The following is a 20,780-nucleotide window of genomic DNA, read 5'->3' as shown; positions in this document are numbered from 1 at the left end:
AGAGGTTCGTACTGTGTCGGTCAACGGTAAGCGACGGCTACTGGGTGCGGCGGCGGTGGGGCTCGGTGCGCTCGGCGCCGGAGAGCTGATCGCCGCGACCCGCGGCGGCTCGGTCATCGACGGGGTCGGGCGGTTGCTGGCCGATACCGCGCCGATTCCGGTGGTCGAGACGACCGTGGCCATGGCCGGCCGATACGACAAGGAGACCACGCGGGCGGGCGTGGTGCTCGGGACCGTCGCCGCTACCGCCGGTATGGCGTTATTGCCGCAGCGGCTACGGGCGCCTGCCGCAGCGGCATTCGGCGCCGGGGCCGCCGCCTTGGCGCTGCGGGGCGCGAACCAGTCGGTGCCCGCGGCCTTCGGCGGCCTCGCGGCCGCGGGCGTGCTGCGCGCCGGACTGCGCCGGCTGCCGACCACGGCGGGCGGCGAATTGCTGTGGGCCACAGCCGGTGCCGGGTTGCTCGCCGCTGCCGAAACGCTCATTCGCCGTGAGGATCGGCGGCATACCGAGCGGGTTCGGCAGCTCGGGCCGATGGGTTCGCATCCGTCCATGGCGGAGGACGGATTCGGCACCGAGCCGGGTCTGACACCCCTGATCACCAAAGCGGGCAGATTCTATGTGGCAGACGTGAATTCGCGCGCGCCGCGCATCGATCCGGATCAGTGGCGGCTTGCCATCACCGGCAAGGTCGCGCATCCGCTGCGGTTCTCGCTCGCCGATCTGGCCGAGCAGGCGGTGGAATTCGATGCCGTCATGGTGTGCGTGCACAACACCCCCGGCGCGGGCCGCGCGGGCAATGCGCGCTGGTTCGGCGTCCCGCTGACCGCCCTGCTGGAGCACGCCATGCCCGACGCGACCGCCACCCGCCTGGTGACCCGCGCTGTCGACGGCTACACCATCTCGCTGCCGCTGGAACCGCTGCGCACCGGCGAATGGCCCGGCTACCTGGTCATCGGCATGAACGGCGAAGCCCTGCCGCCCGAACACGGCTTCCCCGCCCGAGTCTTCGTCCCCGGCCTCTACGGCCAGTACACCGGCGTGAAATGGCTTGCCGAACTGGAACTTTCCGATGACACCCAGGTCGACTACTGGTGGAAGCGCGGCTGGCCGAGGGACGCCCTGTGGGTGCGCCCCCAGGCCCGCATCGACGTGGCCGCCGCCGGCAGCGACGGACCGGGCAAAACCACCGTGGCAGGCGTCGCCTGGGCCCCGCCCCAGGGTGTGGCCGGTGTCGAGATCAGAGTCGACGAAACCGACTGGCTCTCAGTCGAACTCGGCGCGGAAACAGCCCCCGCGGCCTGGCGCCGCTGGCGCACGGTCGTGGATCTCCCGCCCGGTACCCACACCATCCAGGCCCGCGTCACCGGCCGCTCCGGCGAAGTCCAGGACGGCGCCGTCCGCGCCCCGTTCCCGCAGGGCCCCAGCGGTTTCCACACGGTGACGGTCGCTATCTGAGCGGTGCTCGCCGCCGTATCGTCAGCGAACTGCACTGTGCGATCCGGCGGCGATTTCCCCGACGGCGGCGGCAATGGCGCGAAAATCCTTACGCACGATGTCGGTGTGGTTGCTGGTGACCTTCGCGCTCATCCGGACGTTGGAGTTGCGGACGATGATCGGATCCAGCGTGGCGCGCATTGCCGCGTGCCCTTCTTCGGTGGCGCCCTGGACGGCACCCGAGCCCACCACGAAACGCATCGGGAACGTGACCAGGTCGAAGACGAGGCCACTGGCCGCGACGATCTCGTTCAGCTCGATATTGACCTCGGCGGCCTGCGCGGCGCTCATCCGGGCGGTCAAACCCAGCATGCTGGCAATCATCATCGGGAACCGCAGCTTCTTGAACAGCCGCCGGATCTCTGCCCGCCCGGCCTCCCGATCACCGCTGTCGACGGTGGCCAGGCAGTCCCACGGATAGCCGCCATCGACCATGACGACCCCGGCGATCCGGCCGGGATTCCTTGTGGCCCAATGCGCGGCCAGCGCGGCCCCGTACGACCACCCCACGATCAGCGCCCGCTCCACACCGCGCGGCCAGCACGGCATCGATATCACGCAGGCACGCCTCGAACGAATAGTCCGCCGACTTCTTCGACTTGCCACGGGCCTGCTCGTCGAAAGTGATGTGGCGCCATGGTGTTCACCCTGTTCAGGCAGTGATTCGGCGCAGCGCATCGGCGAGATCGCGCCCGGTCGGAGCATGGTCGGGATCGATGAGGTACTGGGCCGCGATGCCGGTGAGCAGGGCTTGGTAGAGGGCGCCGGAACTGCGGGCGGCGACCGGGTCGTCCTCGTCGGTGCCATCGAAGACTCGGGCCAGGCCGGCGCGAGCCTCGTCGAGGTTTCCGGCGAGCTCTGCGCGTGCATCGGGGTGGGCGAGCGCGTCGAAGGTGGCCGACCACACCCCGCGATGAGCGGCGATCGTGGCCAGCACCGCATCCCAGCGGGCGGCGAACCGCTGCCACGGATCGCCCTCGTTTTCGGGTACCTGGGCCAGGGCCTGCTCCAGATCAGCGCCCCATTCGCGGGTGGCTTCGGCCAGCGCCGCGGTGAGCAGGGCCTCCTTGGTGCCGAAGTGGTAGCCGATGGCCGCCATGCTTACCCCGGCCGTGGTGGCGATGTCCCGCACGGTGGTGCGCGCGTAGCCCTTGTCGAACAGGCAGGCCCGTGCACCGGCCAGCAGATCCTCACGATTTCCCATGTCACCCATGGTAGCGCATTTGCCTTAGACATTTGTCTTGCGCATTTGCCCAAATCGGTTGTACGGTCGTTCTCATGAACGAGATGAAGAACCGCAACGTCCTGATTTCCGGCGCGAGCATTGCCGGTCCGGCCCTTGCCTTTTGGCTGAAGCGCTACGGCTTCACGCCGACGGTCGTGGAGAAGGCCCCGGCGCTGCGGGAGGGCGGGCAGGCCATCGACGTGCTCGGCACCGCTACCGAGGTGGTACGGCGCATGGGCCTGCTCGACCGTGTGCACGAGATGAGCACCGGCAAGCGCGGCACCTCCTACGTCGACGCGAACGGCAAAGTGCGCGCGAGCATCTCGAGCGAGGCGTTCAACGGTGTCGGGGCGAACGGGGACACCGAGATCCAGCGCGGCGATCTGGCCCGCGTGCTGTACGAGGCCACCCGCGACGATGTGGAGTACATCTTCGGTGACTCCATCGCGGAACTGGTGCAGGACGAGAACGGTGTGCGGGTGCGGTTCGAGCACGCCGCACCGCGCACTTTCGATCTGGTGATCGGCGCCGATGGTGCTCATTCGCACACGCGCACACTGGCTTTCGGTCCGGAGTCGCGGTTCGCCCGGCATATGGGCTACTACATCAGCATCTACACGGTTCCGAACTTCCTCGGCCTCGACCACTGGGAGCAGGACTACAACACTCCAGGCACCATTGCCGGGGCCTACAGCGCTCGCGAGAACACCGAAGCCAAAGCGATTTTCGCGTGGGCCTCCGATCCGATCGACTACGACTACCGCGATGGCGCACAGCAGCGGAAGATCGTCGCCGAAGCTTTCTCAGGACAAAGCTGGCAGGTTCCGCAGTTGCTCGCCCATCTGGACGACGCACCGGATTTCTACTTCGACGCCATGACCCAGATCCGCATGGACTCCTGGCACACCGGCCGCGTCGCGCTCGTCGGTGACGCCGGATACTGCGCCTCCCCGCTGTCGGGTCAGGGTGCGGATCTTTCACTGGTCGGGGCCTACATCCTGGCCGGTGAATTAGCCGCTGCCGCAGGCGATCACACTGCCGGATTCGCGAACTACGATCGGCAGCTGCGACCGATGGTCGAGGCCTGCCAGAAGTTCGCCGAGGGAACCGGCGCCTGGTACGCGCCCGCCAGCAAGGCCATGATCCGTTTCCGCGACCTGAATGTTCGCCTGCTGCCCTACCTGCCCTGGCGGGGCCTGATCGGTGGGGCTCCGCAGAAAGTCGCTCGCACCGTCGAGGCCAAGGACTACGCCGCCTGACAGTGTGTCTCCCTGCGTGCGGTCTCGGCTATCAGTCCGAGTCGCGTGGTACCGCTGGATGGTGTCGACGCTCGGCGACGAGACCTGACGGGGGCGACGGAGTCCAGGAAATGACATCTGTCATGGGGGAGTCGTGACGGTCGGGGGAGGTGGATGGGGTGGATTCGGCCGACAGTAGGGGGATGAACGCTCCAGCTGAGGGGACTGTGTACGCGCGGTCCGGGGTCGTGCCCGCTGCGGCCATCGAAATACGGGGATTGGTCAAGACCTTCGAGGTGCGCGGGGAGACCGTGCGCGCGGTGGACGGACTTGATCTGGTGGTGCGGCCGGGGGAGATCGTGGCGTTCCTCGGGCCGAACGGCGCTGGGAAGACGACCACCATCGATATGGTGCTCGGGCTGGCGCGGCCGGACTCGGGGGTGGTGCGGGTCTTCGGCGGTGATCCGGCGGATGCCATTGCGGCGGGGCGGATTTCGGCTGTATTGCAGTCGGGTGGGTTGCTGCCGGATCTGACCGTGGCCGAGACCGTGCGGCTCATAGGCACGCTGCATGCGCGGCCCCGGCCGGTGAACGAGGTGCTGATCCGGGCGGGGATCGACGATATCGCCGATCGCCCGGTGGGCAAATGCTCGGGCGGGCAGCAGCAGCGCGTGCGATTCGCGCTGGCCCTGCTGCCGAATCCGGACCTGATCATTCTCGACGAGCCGACCACCGGCATGGATGTGGAGGGCCGGCGGGACTTCTGGAACGCCATTCGGCAGGATTCGCGGCGCGGCCGGACGGTACTCTTCGCGACCCACTACCTCGACGAGGCGGACGCCTACGCCGACCGCATCGTGCTGATGCGTGCGGGCCGGGTGGTGGCCGATGGCAGTGCCGCCCAGGTCAAGAACATGGCCTCGGGGCGCACGATCAGCGCGACCCTGCCCGCGGCCGATGCGACGGTGCTGCTGCGGATTCCCGGCGTGGAGCACGTCGAACAGCGCGGCGATCGAATCACCGTGCGCGCCACGGATTCCGATCTGGTGGCCCGCTATCTGCTCACCGCCACCACGGCCACCGATCTCGAAATTTCGGCGCACAACCTCGAGGATGCCTTCCTCGCTCTGACGGGAGACCACTGATATGACTGTCCTCGAGGCCCGAACCGGGTTGCGCCGCAGCGGAATACGCCCGGCCTTCGTGGCTCTGGAGATGCGCCGCATGCTGCGCAACAAGCGGGCGCTGATCTTCTCGCTGATCATGCCGCCGGTGTTCTTCCTGTCCTTCGGCCTGCAATCGGGCTACAAGACCCAGATGATCGGCTCCGGCAACACCACCGGCTACGTCATGGTGTCCATGGCCGTGTACGGCGCCATGCTGGCCAACACCAGCGGCGGGGCCATGGTGGCGGTGGAGCGGGCGCAGGGTTGGAGCCGCCAATTGCGATTGACTCCACTGCCACCGCTCGCCTACATCGCCACCAAGATCATTGTTGCCATGGCGCTCGGATTGGCTTCGGTCGCAGTGGTTTTCACCGTCGGTGCTTTGTCCGGCGCGCAACTCCCGGCGTCGGCCTGGCTGGTCTGCTTCCTGATCGCCTGGCTCGGCTCCGCGGTCTTCGCCGCCTTCGGGCTCTTCATCGGATACCTGCTGCCCTCGGAGAACGTCATGCAGCTGCTCGGCGTGGTGCTGGCGCTGCTCGCCTTCGCCGGTGGTCTGTTCATGCCGCTGCACGGCTGGTTCGACACCGTATCGAAGGTGTTCCCCACCAATGGAATCGCGGTCCTGGCGCGTGCGCCGTTCACCGATCCGAGCGGTGCCGCCGTAGTGCTCGCGGTGGTCAATGTGCTCGCCTGGGCGACAGTCTTCACCCTCGGGTCGGCATTCCTCTTCCGCCGCGATACGGCACGCTGAGTCCATGAAGCGCATGCGATCGATCGGCGATACCTCAGGTATGGACGACGCCGCGGCGATCCGGACGCTGCGTCGGCTCGCAGCGCCCGGACCTGCGGTAGCGTCCGGCGATATGACCTATGAAGATCAGCAGATCGGCCGGCGACGGCGGGTCGGGTGGATCTTCGTGGTCGTGTGGACGGTATATCTGATCGACCCCCTGAAGAATGCCTGGGCGCTCGATCAGCCGGTGGCGCGCATCTACACGATCGCGGTGCTCATCGCCTTCGTCATCTGCTATCTCGGTTCGTACTGGGTGCTGTTCCGGCTGCCGATGCACGGACCCACCTGGCCGAGTCCGAGCCCGTGGCTGGTGGGCAGGTTGCTGGCCGTCCTCGTCGCCCTGCTGCTGGCGGCGACGGTCACCCTGCATACCGGTGCGAACGGACTCGCCACCTATATCGGCACCTTCGTCGCCTTCGCGCTGCCGATACGGCGTGCGGTGCCGCTGGTGGTCGTGCTGCTACTGGCGACCGCGGTGGTGCCGCAGTTGATCGTCGGCGAAGCGCCGGACTGGTCGATCATGCAGGGCATGGCCCTGTCCGCCATCGCGGTCGGTGGTGTGCGCCTGATCATTATCAATAATCAGGCGCTGGATCTGGCCCGAAAACAGTTGACCGAGCTCGCGGTGGCCGAGGAGCGTTTGCGGGTCGGGCGGGACGTGCACGATATCCTCGGCCATTCGCTGACCGTCATCACCGTTAAAACCGAACTGGCGCAACGACTTCTCGATATCGATCCGGAGCGCACCCGAACCGAGCTGGTGGATATCGAGAAACTCGCGCGGGAATCGCTGGCCGGTGTTCGCTCCACGGTCGGCGGGCTGCGCGAGGTATCGCTGGCCGGTGAGCTGGTCAATGCGCGAACCGCCCTGCGCGCCGCGGGAATCGACGCCGATTTGCCCGACGGTGACGAATTGCCGATCCGGCACAGCATCGTCTTCGGCTGGGTGCTGCGCGAGGCGATCACCAATGTCGTGCGGCACAGCGGAGCCGCGCATGCCGCCGTGCGGGTCACGCCGACCAGTATCGAGGTCAGTGACGACGGCGGCGGTATGGGTGACGGCGCGCGCGCCGGATCCGGATTGTCGGGGCTGCGGGAGCGGGTGCAGGCGGCGGGTGGCACGCTCACCCTGTCGAATCGGCCGGAGGGCGGATTGCGAGTGCTGGCAAGCTTTCCGGCGGGAACGATAGGGGCGTCGCGATGATCAAACTGCTACTCGCCGATGATCAGGCGCTGGTGCGCGGTGCGCTCGCCGCACTGCTGAGCCTGGAACCGGACCTGGAGGTGGTGTGCGAGGTCGGCCGCGGTGACGAGGTGCTCGCGGCCGTCGAACGCACCGCACCCGATGTGGCGCTGCTGGATGTGGAAATGCCCGGAATGGACGGCATCACCGCCGCCGCGCAGCTGCATCTCGCGCATCCGCAGGTGCGCATCCTCATGGTCACCACCTTCGGCCGCCCGGGCTACCTGCGCCGCGCCATCGACGCCGGAGCCAGCGGCTTCGTCGTGAAGGACACTCCCGCACGAGAACTCGCCGACGCGGTCCGCCGCGTCCACATGGGCCTGCGCGTAGTGGACCCGGCCCTGGCCACCGAAACCCTCACCACCGGAACCTCACCCCTCACCACCCGCGAACGCGAAGTCCTCGCCGCCGCCTCCGACGGCGCCACGGCGGGCGCCATCGCACAATCCCTCCACCTCTCCGAAGGCACCGTCCGCAACCACCTCTCCGCCGCCATCGGCAAGACGGGCACCCGCACCCGCGCGGAGGCCGTCCGCGCAGCAGAACGCCTCGGCTGGCTCTGACCCGCTAGAAGCGCCCGCCGCGGCTGATGCGGCGGGAGCCGTCGGAGCCGCCGAAGGAGCCGGGGCCGTAGCTGCCGCCGCCTCGGGAGCCGCCGAAACCGCCTCCGCCGCTGCGGTATCCGCCGCCCATGCCGCGCAGCATGCCGTCGATGAGGATGCCGCTGAGGACCGCGCCGGTCTGGGAGTTCGAGCGCGGCTGGCTCGCTTGCCAATCGCGGACCGCGGCCTGGGCGGTTTGCAGGGCGCGGGTGCCGAGTTCCACGGCGCGCTGGGCGTGCGGGAGGGCTTGGGCGGGGTCGGTCGCGGCGAGCTGTTGGGCCTGGTCCAGGCTGCGCTGCGCCTCGGCGAGGCGGGTGCGCGGTTCGGCGTCGACACCACCGCGCCGGGTGCTGATGAAGTCGGTGGCGGCATTGATCTGGCTGCGTGCGGCGGTCAGGGCCTGGTCGAGCCGGCGGGCGACCTCCTCTGCGGCGGCCTTGCGATCGGTGGCATCGGCAATCGCCTTGTCCAGCACCGTATCCGCGGCCACGGCCTGCTGGAACGCGCCGAGCGGATCGGCCGCGCCCTCGGTACTCGCCCGGTCGAGAGCGGTGCGCGCGGCGGTGGCTGCCGTGAGGAGTTCGGGTCCGCCGTGCTGGGTGAGGGTGGCCGCCGTGCCGAGATCGCGGCGCAGCTCTTCGATGATGCCGGGGAGTCCGGCGCGAGCCTGCTCGATATCGGTGGCGGCGGTATCCACCGCATCCAGCAGCGTGCGCGCGGTATTGATGGCCGACTCCGCACTCCGAATCGCCGCGACCGCCGCACCCTGCTGCCCGACGGGTTTGGCCGCCGCCGTGCGCCCGTCCTCGATTCCACGCTCCGCGAACGCGATTCGCTCCCGAGCCATGGTCACGTTCTCGTGAATCGGCGCGAGCACGGAGGTGGGCTGCGTGGCCACCAGTTGGGCCAGCGTGGCTTCGGAATTCGGCGCCCGAGTCGTCAGATCGACCACATCGCGGGTCAGCGCATCCAGCCGCTCACCGGCATTGATGAGCAGATTGCGCATCGCATCGAATTCGGTGACCTTGGCATCGAGTTCGCGATCGGCGCGCCCGCAGGTGCTGATGAGCTCCACCAGCATGGTCCGCTGCTGATCAGGCGTCTCCGGAATATCGTCGTCGAGTTCCTGCCGGATGGCGAACGCCTTGGCGAGCGCGTTCTTCGCACCGTTCAGCGCCGCGGCGAACGGTGCGGTGGCGGTCGCCCCGAATTCATCGGTGGCCAACCGCAATTCCTCACCGCTGGTGCGCAGCGCGTCATCGGTATCGGTGAGCAGCTCCTTGGAACGCGCGTCCAGCGCCGCCAGCGGCAGCGCGGCCAGCGCCTGGGTATCGGCCGGATCGACCTTGCGGGCGGCAGTCACGTCCGCCCGCGCCCGCCGCTCCTTGCGACCACGCGACCACAGCCACAGCGCGCCCACCGCCAGGGCCACCACCAGCACGAGCAGCAGCACCACCCAGAGGCTCACGCCACCGCCGGACCCGTTCATCGCCGCCGACAGTCCGTTCGCGGTCGCCACCCCGGCCCCGGCCCAGTCTCCCGCGCGCAACTTCGGCTCGACCTGGTCGATGAGCAGGTCATCGAGTTGCTTATCGGTCACCGAGCTGGGCGCGCTGCCGGTGAAGGCGTACGCCCGATCGTCGACCGCGACGGACAGCAGCACGTCCCGATCGCCGAACCCCGAGGCCTGCGCGGTCTGCTCACCCCAGGCCTGCGAATTCAGCCCGCCGAAATTGTGCACATACACAACCCACAGCCGCTCATGGTCTTTCGAATACAGCGCATCGATGGCGGCCTGCAGTTCCGCGCTCTGCCCGCCGCGCAACGCGCCCGCCACATCGGTGACATAGCCGGGCAGTCGCTGTGGCGGTTCCGCACCCGCCGGAACGCTCCCGCCGCCCAGGAGCACCGCCAGGGCCAGCACGAAGGCCGAGACGAGCACGGACCAGCGCGGGGAGGCGGGGCGGTGCTTCGGTTGCCGCATCACATGAATCTATCCGCCCGAATGCGGCACACACTTTCTTCCGGTCACCCGTGTCGGCGACGATGACTACGATCGAAGACGTGATCACGATCGATTCCCCGTACACGGGTCATGTCGCTCCCGGTTCCAACCCGCAGCAGCGGGCCGTCGCGGGCGCGCGCATCGTGAAGATGTCGGTCGGCGCCATGGACAACAACGTGTACCTGGTCCAGTGTGCGAACACCGGCGCGACCCTGCTCATCGATGCCGCCAACGAGGCGGAACGCATTCTCGAACTGCTCACCCAGGAGGCCCCCGACGGGGTCGAGCTGCTGGTCACCACGCACCGGCATCCGGACCACTGGTGGGCCCTGCAGGATGTGCTGGCCGCCACCGGGATTCCCAGCGCCGCCCACGAACTCGATGCCGAGGGCCTACCCGTGCCGCCGACCCGCCTGCTCACCGATGGTGACAAGGTGCGCATCGGCGACCTCGAGCTCGAGGTCATCCACCTGAGCGGGCATACGCCCGGTTCGGTGGCGCTCGCATTCACCGACGGTGACGGTCGCACCCACCTGTTCACCGGGGATTCGCTGTTTCCGGGCGGGGTCGGGAAAACCGGTACGCCCGAGGAATTCGCCTCCCTGCTCGGCGATGTCGAGACCAAATTGTTCGCCCGCTACCCGGACGACACCGTCGTGTACCCGGGCCATGGCGCTGATACCACCCTCGGCGAGGAGCGCCCGCAAGTGCCCGAGTGGCGGCGGCGCGGTTGGTAAAACTCCGGAACCGCGACCCCGAGCCCGCCTGGGCGCCCGCACCGGCCGATAAGCCCCGGGGCGGCTTCGGCGCGGGCGCGGCACGCTGGGCACGCAGGCTGCTGATCGGCGGCCTGCTCATGGCGCTGCTGGTGGTCGCCGGCACGGCGGTGCGGGTGTGGCAGGTCGCCCGCATCGACGATTACACGCGCGCGGACGCCATTGTGGTGCTCGGCGCGGCCCAGTACGACGGCACCCCGTCCTCGGTCTTCCAGGCTCGACTCGATCAGGCGCGCAAGCTCTTTCAGAAGGGCGTCGCGCCCATGATCGTCACCGTCGGCGGAAAACAGCTGGGCGACAACTACACCGAGGCCGCCTCCGGCAAGATCTATCTGAAGGATCTCGGCGTCCCGGCCGAGCACATCCTGGCCGTGGAGACCGGCTCGGACACCCTGCAGAGTGTGGAAGCGGTCTCCAAAGCGCTACTGGCCCGGGGGAAATCCTCGGTGGTGCTGGTGAGCGACCCCTGGCATTCGCTGCGCACCCGCACCATGGCCCGCGACGCCGGACTCTCGGCGTGGACCGCGCCGGTGCGCACCGGGCCCGCGGTCTACACGCGGGAATCGCAGGCGCACGGCATTTTCCGCGAGACCTTCGCGCTGCTGTGGTACCAGCTCACCCACTATTCGGCCGATTTCACCTACACGGCGGAGCAGTGACATGAGTTCGCGTATCGATTACGACCAGGTCTACAGCGATCACGACCGGGAACGCCTGGTTCCCGAGACCGACCGGACCGCCGGACTGAGCTGGTCGCCTTCCCCCGCCCGGCGCAGTGAATTCGCGCGCGACCGGGCGCGGGTGCTGCATTCGGCCGCACTGCGCCGGCTGGCGGACAAGACCCAGGTCATGGGTCCGCGCGATGGTGATACGCCGCGCACCAGGCTCACCCATTCGCTGGAGGTCGCGCAGATCGGCCGCAGTATCGCCGACGGACTGGGCTGCGATCCGGATCTGGTCGATCTGGCCGGGCTCGCGCACGATATCGGGCATCCGCCGTACGGGCACAATGGCGAGACGGCGCTGGACCAATTCGCCGATGCGCACGGCGGTTTCGAGGGCAATGCGCAGAATCTGCGCATTCTCACCCGGCTGGAGCCGAAGGTCTTCGACGAGCACGGCAATAGCTACGGGCTCAATCCGACCCGGGCCGCGCTCGATGCGGTCATCAAATACCCTTGGGGCAGAACAGGTCCCGGTACCAAGTTCGGCGCGTACGACGTCGATATGGATCGGATGGCGTGGGTGCGCAAGGGTGCGCCCGATCGTCACCAGTGCCTGGAATCGCAGGTCATGGACTGGGCCGACGATGTCGCGTACTCGGTGCACGATGTCGAGGACGGCATCATTGTCGGCCGCATCGACCTGCGCGCCCTGGCCGATCCCATCGAACAGGCCGCCCTCGCGGAAATCGGTGCCCGCCAGCACAAGTCGCCGACGGCCGACGAATTGATCGCCGCCGCCGGGCGCCTCTCCGAACTGCCGGTGGTCAAAGCGGCAGCCGCCTACGACGGTTCCCTGATCGCCTCGGTCGCCCTGAAGCGTCTCACCAGCGACCTGGTCGGCCGCTTCGCCACCGCCGCCGTGGAGGCCACCCGCGCAGCCTGGGGCGGACGCCAATTGCGCCGCTACACAGCCGATCTCGAAGTTCCGCGCATAGTGGCCGCCGAGGTCGCCATCCTCAAGACCATGGCCCTGCGCTACGTCCTGTCCGACCCCATCCACCAGGTCCGCCAGGCCGGCCAGCGCGAACGCATCCACCTGGTCGCCAACCACCTCCTCCACGTCGCCCCCCGCGGCCTGGACCGCCTGCTGCTGCCATGGTGGGAAGAAGCCGCCGACGACACCGCCCGCGTCCGAGTCATCGTCGACCAGATCGCCTCCTACACCGAAAGCCGCCTCGAGCGCGTCGCCGCCGTCATCCCCTGAGCCAGAACATGGCTGTGCTCAGCCATGCCACGAGTCTGTGTCCTGTCGACAGCTCCTACGCCTGGCTGTCGCAGTCGTTTTCGATACCGGCCATCCCCGGCGGAGATGTCCTGTCACGTGCGTGAGGGATGGCGACTGTGAACGGGGCCCGCCATGATGGGCACTGCGGCGGCGTGGAGGTCACGTCCCGATCAGAGTCGGCACCGGTCGATATACCGGGGGATGGTCTGGGCGGGGAGGCCGTCTTCGACCAGGCGGCCTTCATCGAAGACCAGTACGCGGTCGAAGTCGGCGAGTAGATCCAGGTCGTGTGAGATCACCACGATCTGCTGCGGAAGTTCGTGCAGCAGTTGGGAGATGCGGCGTTTGTTGCGGAGATCGAGCAGGGTCGTGGGTTCGTCGAAGATGACGTAGCGCGGCCGGACCGACAGCACCGCGGCAATGGCGAGCAGCTGTTTCTGGCCGCCGCTGAGCAGATGGGCGGGGTGATCGCGGAAATCGCTGAGACCGTATTCGGCGAGGACCTCCGAAACCCGTTCGGGGATTTCGGTTTTGGTGAGGCCGTGGTGCTTGAGGCCGAAGGCCACATCCTCGGCGACGGTGGGCATGACGATCTGGACGTCGGGGTCCTGGAAGACGAATCCCACCTGGCGGCGAACGGCCCTGCCCTGCTTGCGGGTATCGAGTCCGTCGACCCGCACCTTGCCCTCGGTGGGCACCTGCAAACCGTTCAGCAACCGCGCGAAGGTGGATTTGCCCGAGCCGTTCGACCCGACGACGGCAATGCGGTGCTCGGTCAGCGTCAGATCGAGGCGCTGCAGTACCTCTCGCTCGCCGAAGCGATGGGAGACGCCCTCCAGCTCGATCACGCGCGCGCCGGAATCATCGGATAGGCCCGGCGCACGGCAATGGCAGCCAGTGACCCGATGACAGTCTTGACCACATCGCCCGGCAGGAACGCCACCGAGGTGACGATCGCTTTGTGCAGCGGCAGATCCGCTGCCACCGCCATCCAGGGCACGCCGATCACATAGAGCACCAGCGCCCCGCCCACAAAGTTGATCACCACGGCAATGGGCAGGTTGTAGTGCTTCCACAGCCTTTCGGTGAGAAAACCGATCACCAGCGCACCGATCGGATACGCAATGATGAATCCCCCCGTAGGACCCATGATCACCGACAACCCACCGCGTCCACCCGGCAGCACCGGCAGCCCCGCCAACACGAGCACATCGAACAGCAGCATCGCCAGCGCACCCCGCCGAGCTCCCAGAATCGAGCCCGCGAGTATCACGCCGAGCGTTTGCGAGGTGAACGGCGCGAACGCCCCCGGCAACTGGATGAGCGGGAAGAACCCGAGCACCACCATAATTGCCGCGAACAGCGCTATCTGCGCCAAATCCCTACTACGCACTCGGGGGATTCTAAGCGGACGGGGGTTCGGGCAAATCCGGCGCATCCGGCAGGTCGGTTGATCTTGATGAGCCTCGCATCAATCCAAGCCGCGAGCATCGAGCGCCTCGCCGACTTGATCCGCCATCCGCAGCGTGCGAATCAGCAGCGGGATGAGGAACACCGTGCTCCGCTCGATCCCACGCGCCCGCTGCGCGGCACGCACCATCTCGGCCTGCTCCCGAATGACCGGAATGAAGCGAATGGTCATGGCCACCAGCAGCCCCACCCGATCAGGCCGCACCCCCAGCGGTTGCAAGGGGCGCAGCGCTTTTTCGATGTTCTCCACCATGGCAGAGGTGCGAGTGGTCAAGGTCACCAGATTCGCCAGCAAGACCAGAGTGAGCACACGTTCACCCACCAGCACGCCACTCTGCCAGCCGGTGAAGAGGATTTGCGCCAGCATGATCAGCGCCAGAAAGGGGGCAATTCCAAGTACCGCCCGCCCGGTCACCCGCCACGGAATCCGCGCCACCCGATACAGCCCGAGCACCACCACAAGCGCCCCAGCCAGCCACACCATCGACGACACAAAGAACAGCCCCGCCCCCGTCACAGCCAGCACCAGCACCTTCACCCCGGCAGGCGCGCCGTGCACCGGCGTCCGGGCATCGTGAAACAGGCTGAGCACCGCTAGATCCTGGCAGACCAGAGCGCCGCAGCACGAAGCGCTCCGGCCCTTCGATCCGCAACGCCTGATTTCGCAAGCTCGGGGTAACTCCCCGGGCACCCCCAAAATCCTCTCGCCCCCCAACCGCTCCCACGCGTCCCCAACAGTCCACGGCTCCCAAGCCGTGCGCCAAGGTCCCGGGGAGGCGGGGGAGCTAGACTCGCGTCCGTGGCCGGCCGACTTCCAGACCGCGATATAGCGGCGATTCGTGAACGTGCTCGGATCGAGGATGTGGTCGGCGAGTACGTGACGTTGAAGCGTGCCGGTGCCGACTCCATGAAGGGGCTCTGTCCCTTCCACGACGAGAAATCTCCGTCGTTCCATGTGCGTCCGAATCACGGTCATTTCCACTGCTTCGGCTGCGGTGAGGGCGGCGATGTTTTCGCCTTCCTGCAGAAGATCGAGCATGTGGGCTTTGTCGAAGCGGTCGAGCAGGTGGCCGACCGTATCGGCTTCAAGATCAACTACGAGGGCGGCGGCACCTCGGTGCAGCGCGACCACGGCACGCGCTCGCGCCTGGTCGCCGCCAATGCCGCCGCGCACGAGTTCTATATGGCACGGCTGGCCGAGCCCGACGCCGAGGCGGCCCGCAACTACCTCACCGAGCGCAATTTCGACGCCAATGCCGCTCGCCAGTTCGGCTGCGGCTTCGCCCCCGCAGGCTGGGACACGCTGACAAAGCACCTGCTGCGCAAGGGTTTCGACTTCAAGGAGCTGGAGGCCGCGGGCCTGTCCAGACAGGGCCAGCGCGGCCCGATGGACCGCTTCCACCGCCGGCTGCTGTGGCCCATCCGCAATCTCGGCGGCGATGTGATCGGATTCGGCGCGCGCCGGCTCTTCGATGACGACACCATGACCGCCAAGTACGTCAATACGCCGGAAACGGTGCTGTACAAGAAGTCTCAGGTGCTGTTCGGCCTGGATCTGGCCAAGCGCGATATCGCCAAGGGCCATCAGGCCGTTGTGGTCGAGGGCTATACCGATGTGATGGCCATGCACCTGTCCGGCGTGAAAACCGCTGTGGCGTCCTGCGGTACGGCCTTCGGTGACGAACACCTCGCCATGCTGCGGCGACTGCTCATGGATGACAATTTCTGGCGCGGCGAGATCATCTACACCTTCGACGGTGACGCGGCCGGCCAGGCGGCGGCCCTGAAGGCGTTCTCCGGCGACCAGAAGCTGGCCGGGCAGACCTATATCGCCGTCGCCCCCGACGGCCTGGACCCGTGCGAACTGCGCCAGCGCAGCGGCGACGGCTCGGTGCGCGATCTGGTGGCGCGCCGGGTTCCGCTGTACGAGTTCGTGATTCGCGGCCAGCTCGCCGAACACAATCTCGACACCCCCGAGGGTCAGGTGGACGCGCTGCGGCGCGGCGTGCCGGTGGTGGCGCAGATCAAGGACAATGCGCTGCGCAAGGCGTACGCGACCAAGCTCGCCGGTTGGGTCGGCTGGGACGATATTCAGATGGTGGTCCGGCGGGTCGGCGACGAGGCGCGCAAGAACGCACGCGGTCCGGCCGCCACACCCGCGCGCCGGGGCGCCGGTGCGGAACGGGAAGCGGCACAACCGGTTACCCCACCACCGGCGGCCCTGCCCAGCCCGCGCGATCCGGCGCTCATCGTGCAGCGCCAGACGCTCACCGCCGCACTGCAGTACCCGGCATTCGCCGGACCGGTCTTCGATTCGCTGGAGCCCGAAGCCTTTACGCATCCCGCCTACAAGGCGATGCTCGCCGCTATCGCCGCGGCGGGCGGTACCGGTAAGGGTCTGGGCGGCGCGGAATGGGTGGCCGCGGTGGCCGACAATACCGACGACCTCACCATGCGCTCCCTGGTCTCGGAACTGGCCGCAGAGCAGCTGCCGGTGAAAACCGAGGCCGATATCCCCCGTCTGATCACCGGGGTGCTGGCTCGCGTGCAGGAGGCATGGGTCGGCCGCCAGATCGCCGAACTGAAGTCCAAGCTGCAGCGCATCTCCTCGACCGAACAGTCCGAGGCGTACTTCGCGCTGTTCGGCGATCTGGTGGCGCTGGAGCAGTACCGCAAGAGCCTGCTCACGCAGGCCATGGGCAATTCATCCGACTTCAACAGCGGCCGCTAGCGCGGCCGCACTCCCTACCGTCGCAGCTGGTCGTGCGGCACCAGAATGGTGGTGCGCTCGTCCAGTGGAACCATGGGCTCCAGCTTGGGCTCCGTACTCAGCTTGTCCGACAGCTTCTGCCGTCCGACCTGTACCAACTTCCGAGTGACGGGGCTCTCACCGATCGCACGGGTGGTCTTGCTGATCTGTTCGTACCGAACCCGCCCGGCCTTCGCGCCGAGCACATACCCGGCCGCGACACCGATGATCAACCGCAGCATCTCGAGAAGCTCCTCCCATAGGCCTGTCCGCGCCTCTATCCTGCCCGACACCCCACCCCCCTGTCGATCCGCCTCTCCGTACGTTCTCATCAACATGTGCCCAGGTAGAGACACGATTTGGGAAGTGAACAACCGATACGCTAAAGTTTTCTCCGGTCGCCCGAGAGGGTAACCACCGCCAATCCCCTATAGCTCAATTGGCAGAGCAGCCGACTGTTAATCGGCAGGTTGTTGGTTCGAGTCCATCTGGGGGAGCTCGAAACGGCCCCTGACCAGCGTGAGAAATCATCTGGTCAGGGGCCGGACTCGTTTCCGGGGCCGCTTTCCTGCGGATCGACGGCACCAATAAGGTGATCGTGTCCACTTTCTGTCAGAGCTGAGTCGGCGCCGGATTCCAAGCGATCCGGAACCGCCTGAGCCCGCACCGATTACGTGATGCGGGGTGATGGGATTCGGGGACAGGTATGCGAGTCAGGAATCGGTCGCGATGTGACGGTCTTCGGCGGGATAGTAGGCCGCCCGCTTGCCTACCGTGATCGGTTCACGAACACACGCTGCCCCGGCTCAGTGTCATTGTGTGAAGCTTCCACCATGTCGCGCTCGCAGCGACCGCTCGGCCGTCATCGTGGCGCGCTCATCGCGGTGTGGTTCGAGCTGGTAATTCAGCGGCACTGCAATGTGGTGCACGGATCGATCACCGAGAGATCGTCCCACGGGCGCACATAGACCTTGTGCGACACCGAGTCCGCGGCAATGCCCTCGGCCGAACTTCCCATGTCTATGGTGCCCTTGATGCTGAGGGTTGCGGTATCGAGCACGGTGAGCTGGTTGCCCCGGGTATCCGGTGCGTAGACATTGCCGAGCTCGGGGTCTATCGCCATCCAGTACACGCTGTGCCCCATGTCGATGGTCCGAACGTAGGCGCCCTTCCCGAGATCGAGAACCACGACGCCGGTTCCCGAGGGGATGTACGCGGTGTTCGTCCGCGGGTCCATAACCATCAATTCCTGCGTGGCGGCGGCCGGATAATCAATCTGTCCCACAACCGTTTTCGTGTTCGGATCGATGATCCTCACACTGCCGCTGACGCCTCCGTTGAGGTAGACGAGACCGGTGTCGGGGTTGATGGCGAGGCTGACGCCGTGGCCCGGCAGGACGATTCGGCTGGTTTGCAGGGTGGTGGGGTCCACGATCGTGGCCACCACGGTGCCACCGCTGGCCTTGTCCACGACGTCGCCGTTGGCCTGACTGATGTACACCTCGTGGGTGCGAGGATGAACGGCGATATCGCTCGTATTGGCAGGCACGTTCACCGTGCCCGCGATCTTGTTGGTCAGCGTGTCGACCTTCAGCAGCGGCCTGCTCCTGCTGCTCTTGTCGGTGCCCGAACTGAGTATCCAGAGCGTGTGGTTCTGTGGATCGACCGCCATACCGCCGAGACTGCTGTCGGTACCGAGAGGGATCGTCGCGACGGTCTTCTCCGCGACGGTATCGACGACGGACACGGTGTAATCGAGAGTGTCCGAGGTGTACACCCGATGATTGATCGGATCGGCGATCGTGATGCCGACGCCCTGCGAGCGGCCGACGGCAATCGTCTTGTACTGCGGCGCCATCGACGACCGGGCCGATGAATCCTGTGACTTCAGCACGGCAGCGCCGGCGATCGCGGTTCCGCCCAGCAGCACTACCAGCGCGGCGATGATCAGCGCGAGCCGGGGGGAGAGCGAGGATGACGGTGCGCCGATCGGTGGAGCGCTCGGCGACGGCTCGAATTGTGGTGCGGTGGATATCATTCGGTGTGGTTGCGGAAGCAGTTGCAGTCGTTCGGGCGGGCATCCGGCTTCGGCTGCCGCGGCCACCAGCAGCTGCGTCTGCGCCGCCGTCCACCACGCCGGATGGGCCAGTGTCAGCCCCGAAGGGGCCCACCCGGACTCAGCCTGCGCGCGTGCGACGGCGTCGCGAATCATCGCCGTGACCATCGACGCTGATTCGGCTGCCCCGACATCCACACGCAACCAGGCAGTTTGGCCATTCATCAACGGTGCCCCTCCCCAAGACAGCAAACCGCGCCAGCATAGCCGGGCAGTCGCGGCTCCCGAAACCACAGTGTCGGCAAAGTGGGGGATTGGGACCGCCGTCGGTCGGGGTCGTACCCCTCGGGGCAAACGCCGGGTAGAGACTGGGCTGGGATAGGCGCGGAGGCGCAGTTACGCTGTCGCGGCACGCTTTTCATCTACAGGGGAGTTACGCGGTGGCGCGGTGGGGCTTTTGGCTGATGGTGCTGGGGTTCGGGTCGTTGCTGTTGCGGCGGGAGAATCGGGAGTTTCTCGTTCTGGCGTGGGCGGATCCGATACAGCCGGTGTTCGGTGTGGTGCTCGGCCTCATTGGGGTCGGGGTGTTGCTGGCAGGGGCGTTGTGGGACGCCCGGTTGAATGCGGCGGCGGAGCGGAACAAGGCGATTGTGGCCGCTGCCGGGCAGTGGCGGGTTCAGGCCGCGGCTGCGCGGGCGCGGGGCGAAAAGGTGTAGCCCTTGCGCGAAATTCGCGGTGCCTCGCGACCACTACGCAGTGCGGCCCGCCGTCACTCGGTTCGCACCGGTGCGCGCTTCAATTCCCTTAGGGCCGTGCGCAGTCCGCGGCGCTTGCCGGTTTCGGGATCGACGCCGAAGTGGGTCTGGAGACCGTCGCGGATGGCGAAGCGCAGTTCCGACGCTGTTTCCGGCGCGTCGTCGGAGGTTGCTTCGAGTAGGGCGTTCGGCAGGGCCAGCTTGGCGATCGTCCGGAACGACTGCAGGTATTGGCCGCCGAGTGAACCGGTTGTGTAGGGGAGGTCGTATTTGTCGCACAGCTCCCGCACGCGTACGCCGATTTCCTCATAGCGATTGCTAGGCAGGTCGGGGTACAGGTGGTGTTCGATCTGGTGGCTGAGATTGCCGCTCATGAAGCGCATCAACGGTCCCGCCCGGAAGTTGGCCGACCCCAGCATCTGTCGCAGATACCAGCGCGGCTGATCCTCGGCCTCGAACTCCGCCACGGTGAATTTCTCGGCGCCGTCGGGGAAGTGACCGCAGAAGATCACCATGTAGGTCCAGTAGTTGCGGACGAAATTGGCGGTGGCATCGGCGGTCAGGGTCGTCTTCCAATTCTTGCCGGCCAGCGCCGGGAAGATCAGATAATCCTTGGCCGCCTGCTTGCCGACCTTGGTTCCGATGATGCGCAGGTCTTTGAACGCCTGCCGCCAGGTCTTCTCGCCGCTGCGGAGTTTCTCCACCTCGAGGTGGTGCAGGGCCACGCCCCACTCGAAAAACGTTCCGAGAACGAGGTTGTACACCGGATTGCCGACGTTCCACCACTCCCACCGCTGGTCCCGCGTCACGCGCAGAATGCCGTACCCGACATCGTCGTCCATCCCGACGATATTGGTGTACTTGTGATGGACGAAGTTGTGCGAATGCTTCCACTGCACGCTGGGGCAGGTGGTGTCCCACTCCCATGAGGACGAGTGGATCTCCGGATCGTTCATCCAGTCCCATTGCCCGTGCATCACATTGTGGCCGAGTTCCATGTTCTCGATGATCTTGGCCAGCGAGAGCATCACCGTGCCCGCGAGCCATGCGGGCTTGCGGTTGCTGAACATCAGGGCGACGCGGCCACCGGCCGCAAGAGCGCGGTGCAGCGTGATGGCACGCCGGATGTAGCGAGCGTCATCGTCGCCGCGTGACTCCTCTATATCGCGGCGGATGGCATCGAGTTCGGCGCCGAGAGCGTCGATATCCTCGGCGGTCAGATGTGCGTAGGTGTCGATGTCTGTGATGGCCATCGGG

General features: G+C 67.0%; 20 protein-coding genes and 1 tRNA gene. 12 read left to right on the top strand and 9 right to left on the bottom strand.

Annotated elements, in window-relative coordinates:
* Positions 1–13: 13 nt before the first annotated feature.
* A complete protein-coding gene (locus ABZX86_RS25415) occupies positions 14–1,456 on the top strand; it encodes a molybdopterin-dependent oxidoreductase (protein WP_355127151.1) in 1,443 nt (480 codons plus the stop codon).
* 21 nt (positions 1,457–1,477) lie between these two features.
* Here ABZX86_RS25415 and ABZX86_RS25410 read toward each other — a convergent pair whose 3' ends face one another.
* Entirely contained in the window at positions 1,478–2,023 is a 546-nt protein-coding gene (locus tag ABZX86_RS25410; protein ID WP_355127150.1) for a hypothetical protein, read from the bottom strand.
* Positions 2,024–2,147: 124 nt separating this feature from the next.
* Entirely contained in the window at positions 2,148–2,699 is a 552-nt protein-coding gene (locus tag ABZX86_RS25405) for a TetR/AcrR family transcriptional regulator (RefSeq protein ID WP_355127149.1), read from the bottom strand.
* A gap of 74 nt (positions 2,700–2,773) precedes the next feature.
* Here ABZX86_RS25405 and ABZX86_RS25400 point away from each other — a divergent pair, with 74 nt between their 5' ends.
* The 5 genes from ABZX86_RS25400 to ABZX86_RS25380 all read left to right on the top strand — a co-directional run bounded on the left by ABZX86_RS25400 (position 2,774) and on the right by ABZX86_RS25380 (position 7,723).
* On the top strand, positions 2,774–3,979 hold the full coding sequence (locus tag ABZX86_RS25400; protein ID WP_355127148.1) for an FAD-dependent monooxygenase: 1,206 nt from the start codon (positions 2,774–2,776) through the stop codon (positions 3,977–3,979).
* 182 nt (positions 3,980–4,161) lie between these two features.
* On the top strand, positions 4,162–5,103 hold the full coding sequence (locus tag ABZX86_RS25395) for an ABC transporter ATP-binding protein (protein ID WP_355127147.1): 942 nt from the start codon (positions 4,162–4,164) through the stop codon (positions 5,101–5,103).
* A gap of 1 nt (position 5,104) precedes the next feature.
* Positions 5,105–5,875: an ABC transporter permease gene (locus ABZX86_RS25390; protein ID WP_355127146.1), complete on the top strand. Its 771-nt coding sequence runs from the start codon at positions 5,105–5,107 to the stop codon at positions 5,873–5,875.
* Positions 5,876–5,879: 4 nt separating this feature from the next.
* Positions 5,880–7,121: a histidine kinase gene (locus ABZX86_RS25385; protein WP_355127145.1), complete on the top strand. Its 1,242-nt coding sequence runs from the start codon at positions 5,880–5,882 to the stop codon at positions 7,119–7,121.
* The gene (locus ABZX86_RS25380; protein WP_355127144.1) at positions 7,118–7,723 is read left to right on the top strand and encodes a response regulator transcription factor; all 606 of its coding nucleotides are present in this window, start codon (positions 7,118–7,120) and stop codon (positions 7,721–7,723) included. Before ABZX86_RS25385 ends, ABZX86_RS25380 begins: the two co-directional genes overlap by 4 nt.
* 4 nt (positions 7,724–7,727) lie before the next feature.
* On the opposite strand, the gene ABZX86_RS25375 is transcribed toward ABZX86_RS25380, so the two are convergent.
* Positions 7,728–9,746 carry a TPM domain-containing protein gene (locus tag ABZX86_RS25375; protein ID WP_355127143.1) on the bottom strand — a complete coding sequence of 673 codons (2,019 nt, stop codon included), beginning with the start codon at positions 9,744–9,746 and terminating at the stop codon, positions 7,728–7,730.
* Between the two features lie 62 nt (positions 9,747–9,808).
* On the opposite strand from ABZX86_RS25375, the gene ABZX86_RS25370 reads away from it, so the two are divergent.
* The 3 genes from ABZX86_RS25370 (at position 9,809) to ABZX86_RS25360 (ending at position 12,472) form a co-directional block, all read left to right on the top strand.
* Positions 9,809–10,504 (top strand): MBL fold metallo-hydrolase, encoded by a 696-nt coding sequence (locus ABZX86_RS25370; protein WP_355127142.1) that lies wholly within the window; start codon positions 9,809–9,811, stop codon positions 10,502–10,504.
* A 119-nt stretch (positions 10,505–10,623) separates the two neighbouring features.
* A complete protein-coding gene (locus tag ABZX86_RS25365) occupies positions 10,624–11,202 on the top strand; it encodes a YdcF family protein (protein WP_355127300.1) in 579 nt (192 codons plus the stop codon).
* Between the two features lies 1 nt (position 11,203).
* Positions 11,204–12,472: a deoxyguanosinetriphosphate triphosphohydrolase gene (locus ABZX86_RS25360; RefSeq protein ID WP_355127141.1), complete on the top strand. Its 1,269-nt coding sequence runs from the start codon at positions 11,204–11,206 to the stop codon at positions 12,470–12,472.
* Between the two features lie 191 nt (positions 12,473–12,663).
* On the opposite strand, the gene ABZX86_RS25355 is transcribed toward ABZX86_RS25360, so the two are convergent.
* From ABZX86_RS25355 to ABZX86_RS25345, 3 genes are all read right to left on the bottom strand, one after another.
* The gene (locus ABZX86_RS25355) at positions 12,664–13,341 is read right to left on the bottom strand and encodes an ABC transporter ATP-binding protein (protein ID WP_355127140.1); all 678 of its coding nucleotides are present in this window, start codon (positions 13,339–13,341) and stop codon (positions 12,664–12,666) included.
* Positions 13,338–13,886, bottom strand: coding sequence for a biotin transporter BioY (locus tag ABZX86_RS25350; protein ID WP_355127139.1), 549 nt, complete (start codon positions 13,884–13,886; stop codon positions 13,338–13,340). The genes ABZX86_RS25355 and ABZX86_RS25350 overlap by 4 nt, the downstream gene beginning before the upstream one ends.
* Before the next feature lie 78 nt (positions 13,887–13,964).
* Complete coding sequence (locus ABZX86_RS25345) at positions 13,965–14,522, bottom strand: energy-coupling factor transporter transmembrane component T (RefSeq protein WP_355127299.1); 558 nt, start codon at positions 14,520–14,522, stop codon at positions 13,965–13,967.
* A 240-nt stretch (positions 14,523–14,762) separates the two neighbouring features.
* Between ABZX86_RS25345 and dnaG the strand changes: the two genes are divergently transcribed.
* Complete coding sequence (gene dnaG / locus ABZX86_RS25340; RefSeq protein WP_355127138.1) at positions 14,763–16,694, top strand: DNA primase; 1,932 nt, start codon at positions 14,763–14,765, stop codon at positions 16,692–16,694.
* 14 nt (positions 16,695–16,708) lie between these two features.
* Here dnaG and ABZX86_RS25335 read toward each other — a convergent pair whose 3' ends face one another.
* Positions 16,709–16,954, bottom strand: a complete 246-nt coding sequence (locus ABZX86_RS25335) for a hypothetical protein (RefSeq protein WP_297627006.1) — start codon at positions 16,952–16,954, stop codon at positions 16,709–16,711.
* 182 nt (positions 16,955–17,136) lie between these two features.
* Between ABZX86_RS25335 and ABZX86_RS25330 the strand changes: the two genes are divergently transcribed.
* A tRNA-Asn gene (locus tag ABZX86_RS25330) sits at positions 17,137–17,209 on the top strand.
* A 407-nt stretch (positions 17,210–17,616) separates the two neighbouring features.
* Here ABZX86_RS25330 and ABZX86_RS25325 read toward each other — a convergent pair.
* Complete coding sequence (locus tag ABZX86_RS25325; RefSeq protein WP_355127137.1) at positions 17,617–18,924, bottom strand: hypothetical protein; 1,308 nt, start codon at positions 18,922–18,924, stop codon at positions 17,617–17,619.
* Positions 18,925–19,208: 284 nt separating this feature from the next.
* Between ABZX86_RS25325 and ABZX86_RS25320 the strand changes: the two genes are divergently transcribed.
* Positions 19,209–19,484: a hypothetical protein gene (locus tag ABZX86_RS25320; RefSeq protein WP_355127136.1), complete on the top strand. Its 276-nt coding sequence runs from the start codon at positions 19,209–19,211 to the stop codon at positions 19,482–19,484.
* 53 nt (positions 19,485–19,537) lie between these two features.
* Here ABZX86_RS25320 and ABZX86_RS25315 read toward each other — a convergent pair whose 3' ends face one another.
* The gene (locus ABZX86_RS25315) at positions 19,538–20,776 is read right to left on the bottom strand and encodes a fatty acid desaturase (RefSeq protein ID WP_355127298.1); all 1,239 of its coding nucleotides are present in this window, start codon (positions 20,774–20,776) and stop codon (positions 19,538–19,540) included.
* Between the last annotated feature and the right edge of the window lie 4 nt (positions 20,777–20,780).

Origin of the sequence: Nocardia sp. NPDC006630 (assembly GCF_040611495.1) — a bacterium.
GTDB lineage: Bacteria > Actinomycetota > Actinomycetes > Mycobacteriales > Mycobacteriaceae > Nocardia.
This window is presented reverse-complemented; position numbering and strand designations above follow the sequence as displayed.

What these genes read in the sequence shown, in the direction of transcription:
- ABZX86_RS25400 (WP_355127148.1), top strand. Translation starts at nt 2,774, where the DNA reads ATGAACGAGATGAAGAACCGCAACGTCCTGATTTCCGGCGCGAGCATT.
- ABZX86_RS25365 (WP_355127300.1), top strand. Translation starts at nt 10,624, where the DNA reads ATGGCGCTGCTGGTGGTCGCCGGCACGGCGGTGCGGGTGTGGCAGGTC.
- ABZX86_RS25395 (WP_355127147.1), top strand. Translation starts at nt 4,162, where the DNA reads ATGAACGCTCCAGCTGAGGGGACTGTGTACGCGCGGTCCGGGGTCGTG.
- ABZX86_RS25380 (WP_355127144.1), top strand. Translation starts at nt 7,118, where the DNA reads ATGATCAAACTGCTACTCGCCGATGATCAGGCGCTGGTGCGCGGTGCG.
- ABZX86_RS25390 (WP_355127146.1), top strand. Translation starts at nt 5,105, where the DNA reads ATGACTGTCCTCGAGGCCCGAACCGGGTTGCGCCGCAGCGGAATACGC.
- ABZX86_RS25315 (WP_355127298.1), bottom strand. Translation starts at nt 20,776, where the DNA reads ATGGCCATCACAGACATCGACACCTACGCACATCTGACCGCCGAGGAT.
- ABZX86_RS25335 (WP_297627006.1), bottom strand. Translation starts at nt 16,954, where the DNA reads ATGCTGCGGTTGATCATCGGTGTCGCGGCCGGGTATGTGCTCGGCGCG.
- ABZX86_RS25360 (WP_355127141.1), top strand. Translation starts at nt 11,204, where the DNA reads ATGAGTTCGCGTATCGATTACGACCAGGTCTACAGCGATCACGACCGG.
- ABZX86_RS25325 (WP_355127137.1), bottom strand. Translation starts at nt 18,924, where the DNA reads ATGATTCGCGACGCCGTCGCACGCGCGCAGGCTGAGTCCGGGTGGGCC.
- ABZX86_RS25370 (WP_355127142.1), top strand. Translation starts at nt 9,809, where the DNA reads ATGACTACGATCGAAGACGTGATCACGATCGATTCCCCGTACACGGGT.
- ABZX86_RS25375 (WP_355127143.1), bottom strand. Translation starts at nt 9,746, where the DNA reads ATGCGGCAACCGAAGCACCGCCCCGCCTCCCCGCGCTGGTCCGTGCTC.
- ABZX86_RS25405 (WP_355127149.1), bottom strand. Translation starts at nt 2,699, where the DNA reads ATGGGAAATCGTGAGGATCTGCTGGCCGGTGCACGGGCCTGCCTGTTC.
- ABZX86_RS25385 (WP_355127145.1), top strand. Translation starts at nt 5,880, where the DNA reads ATGAAGCGCATGCGATCGATCGGCGATACCTCAGGTATGGACGACGCC.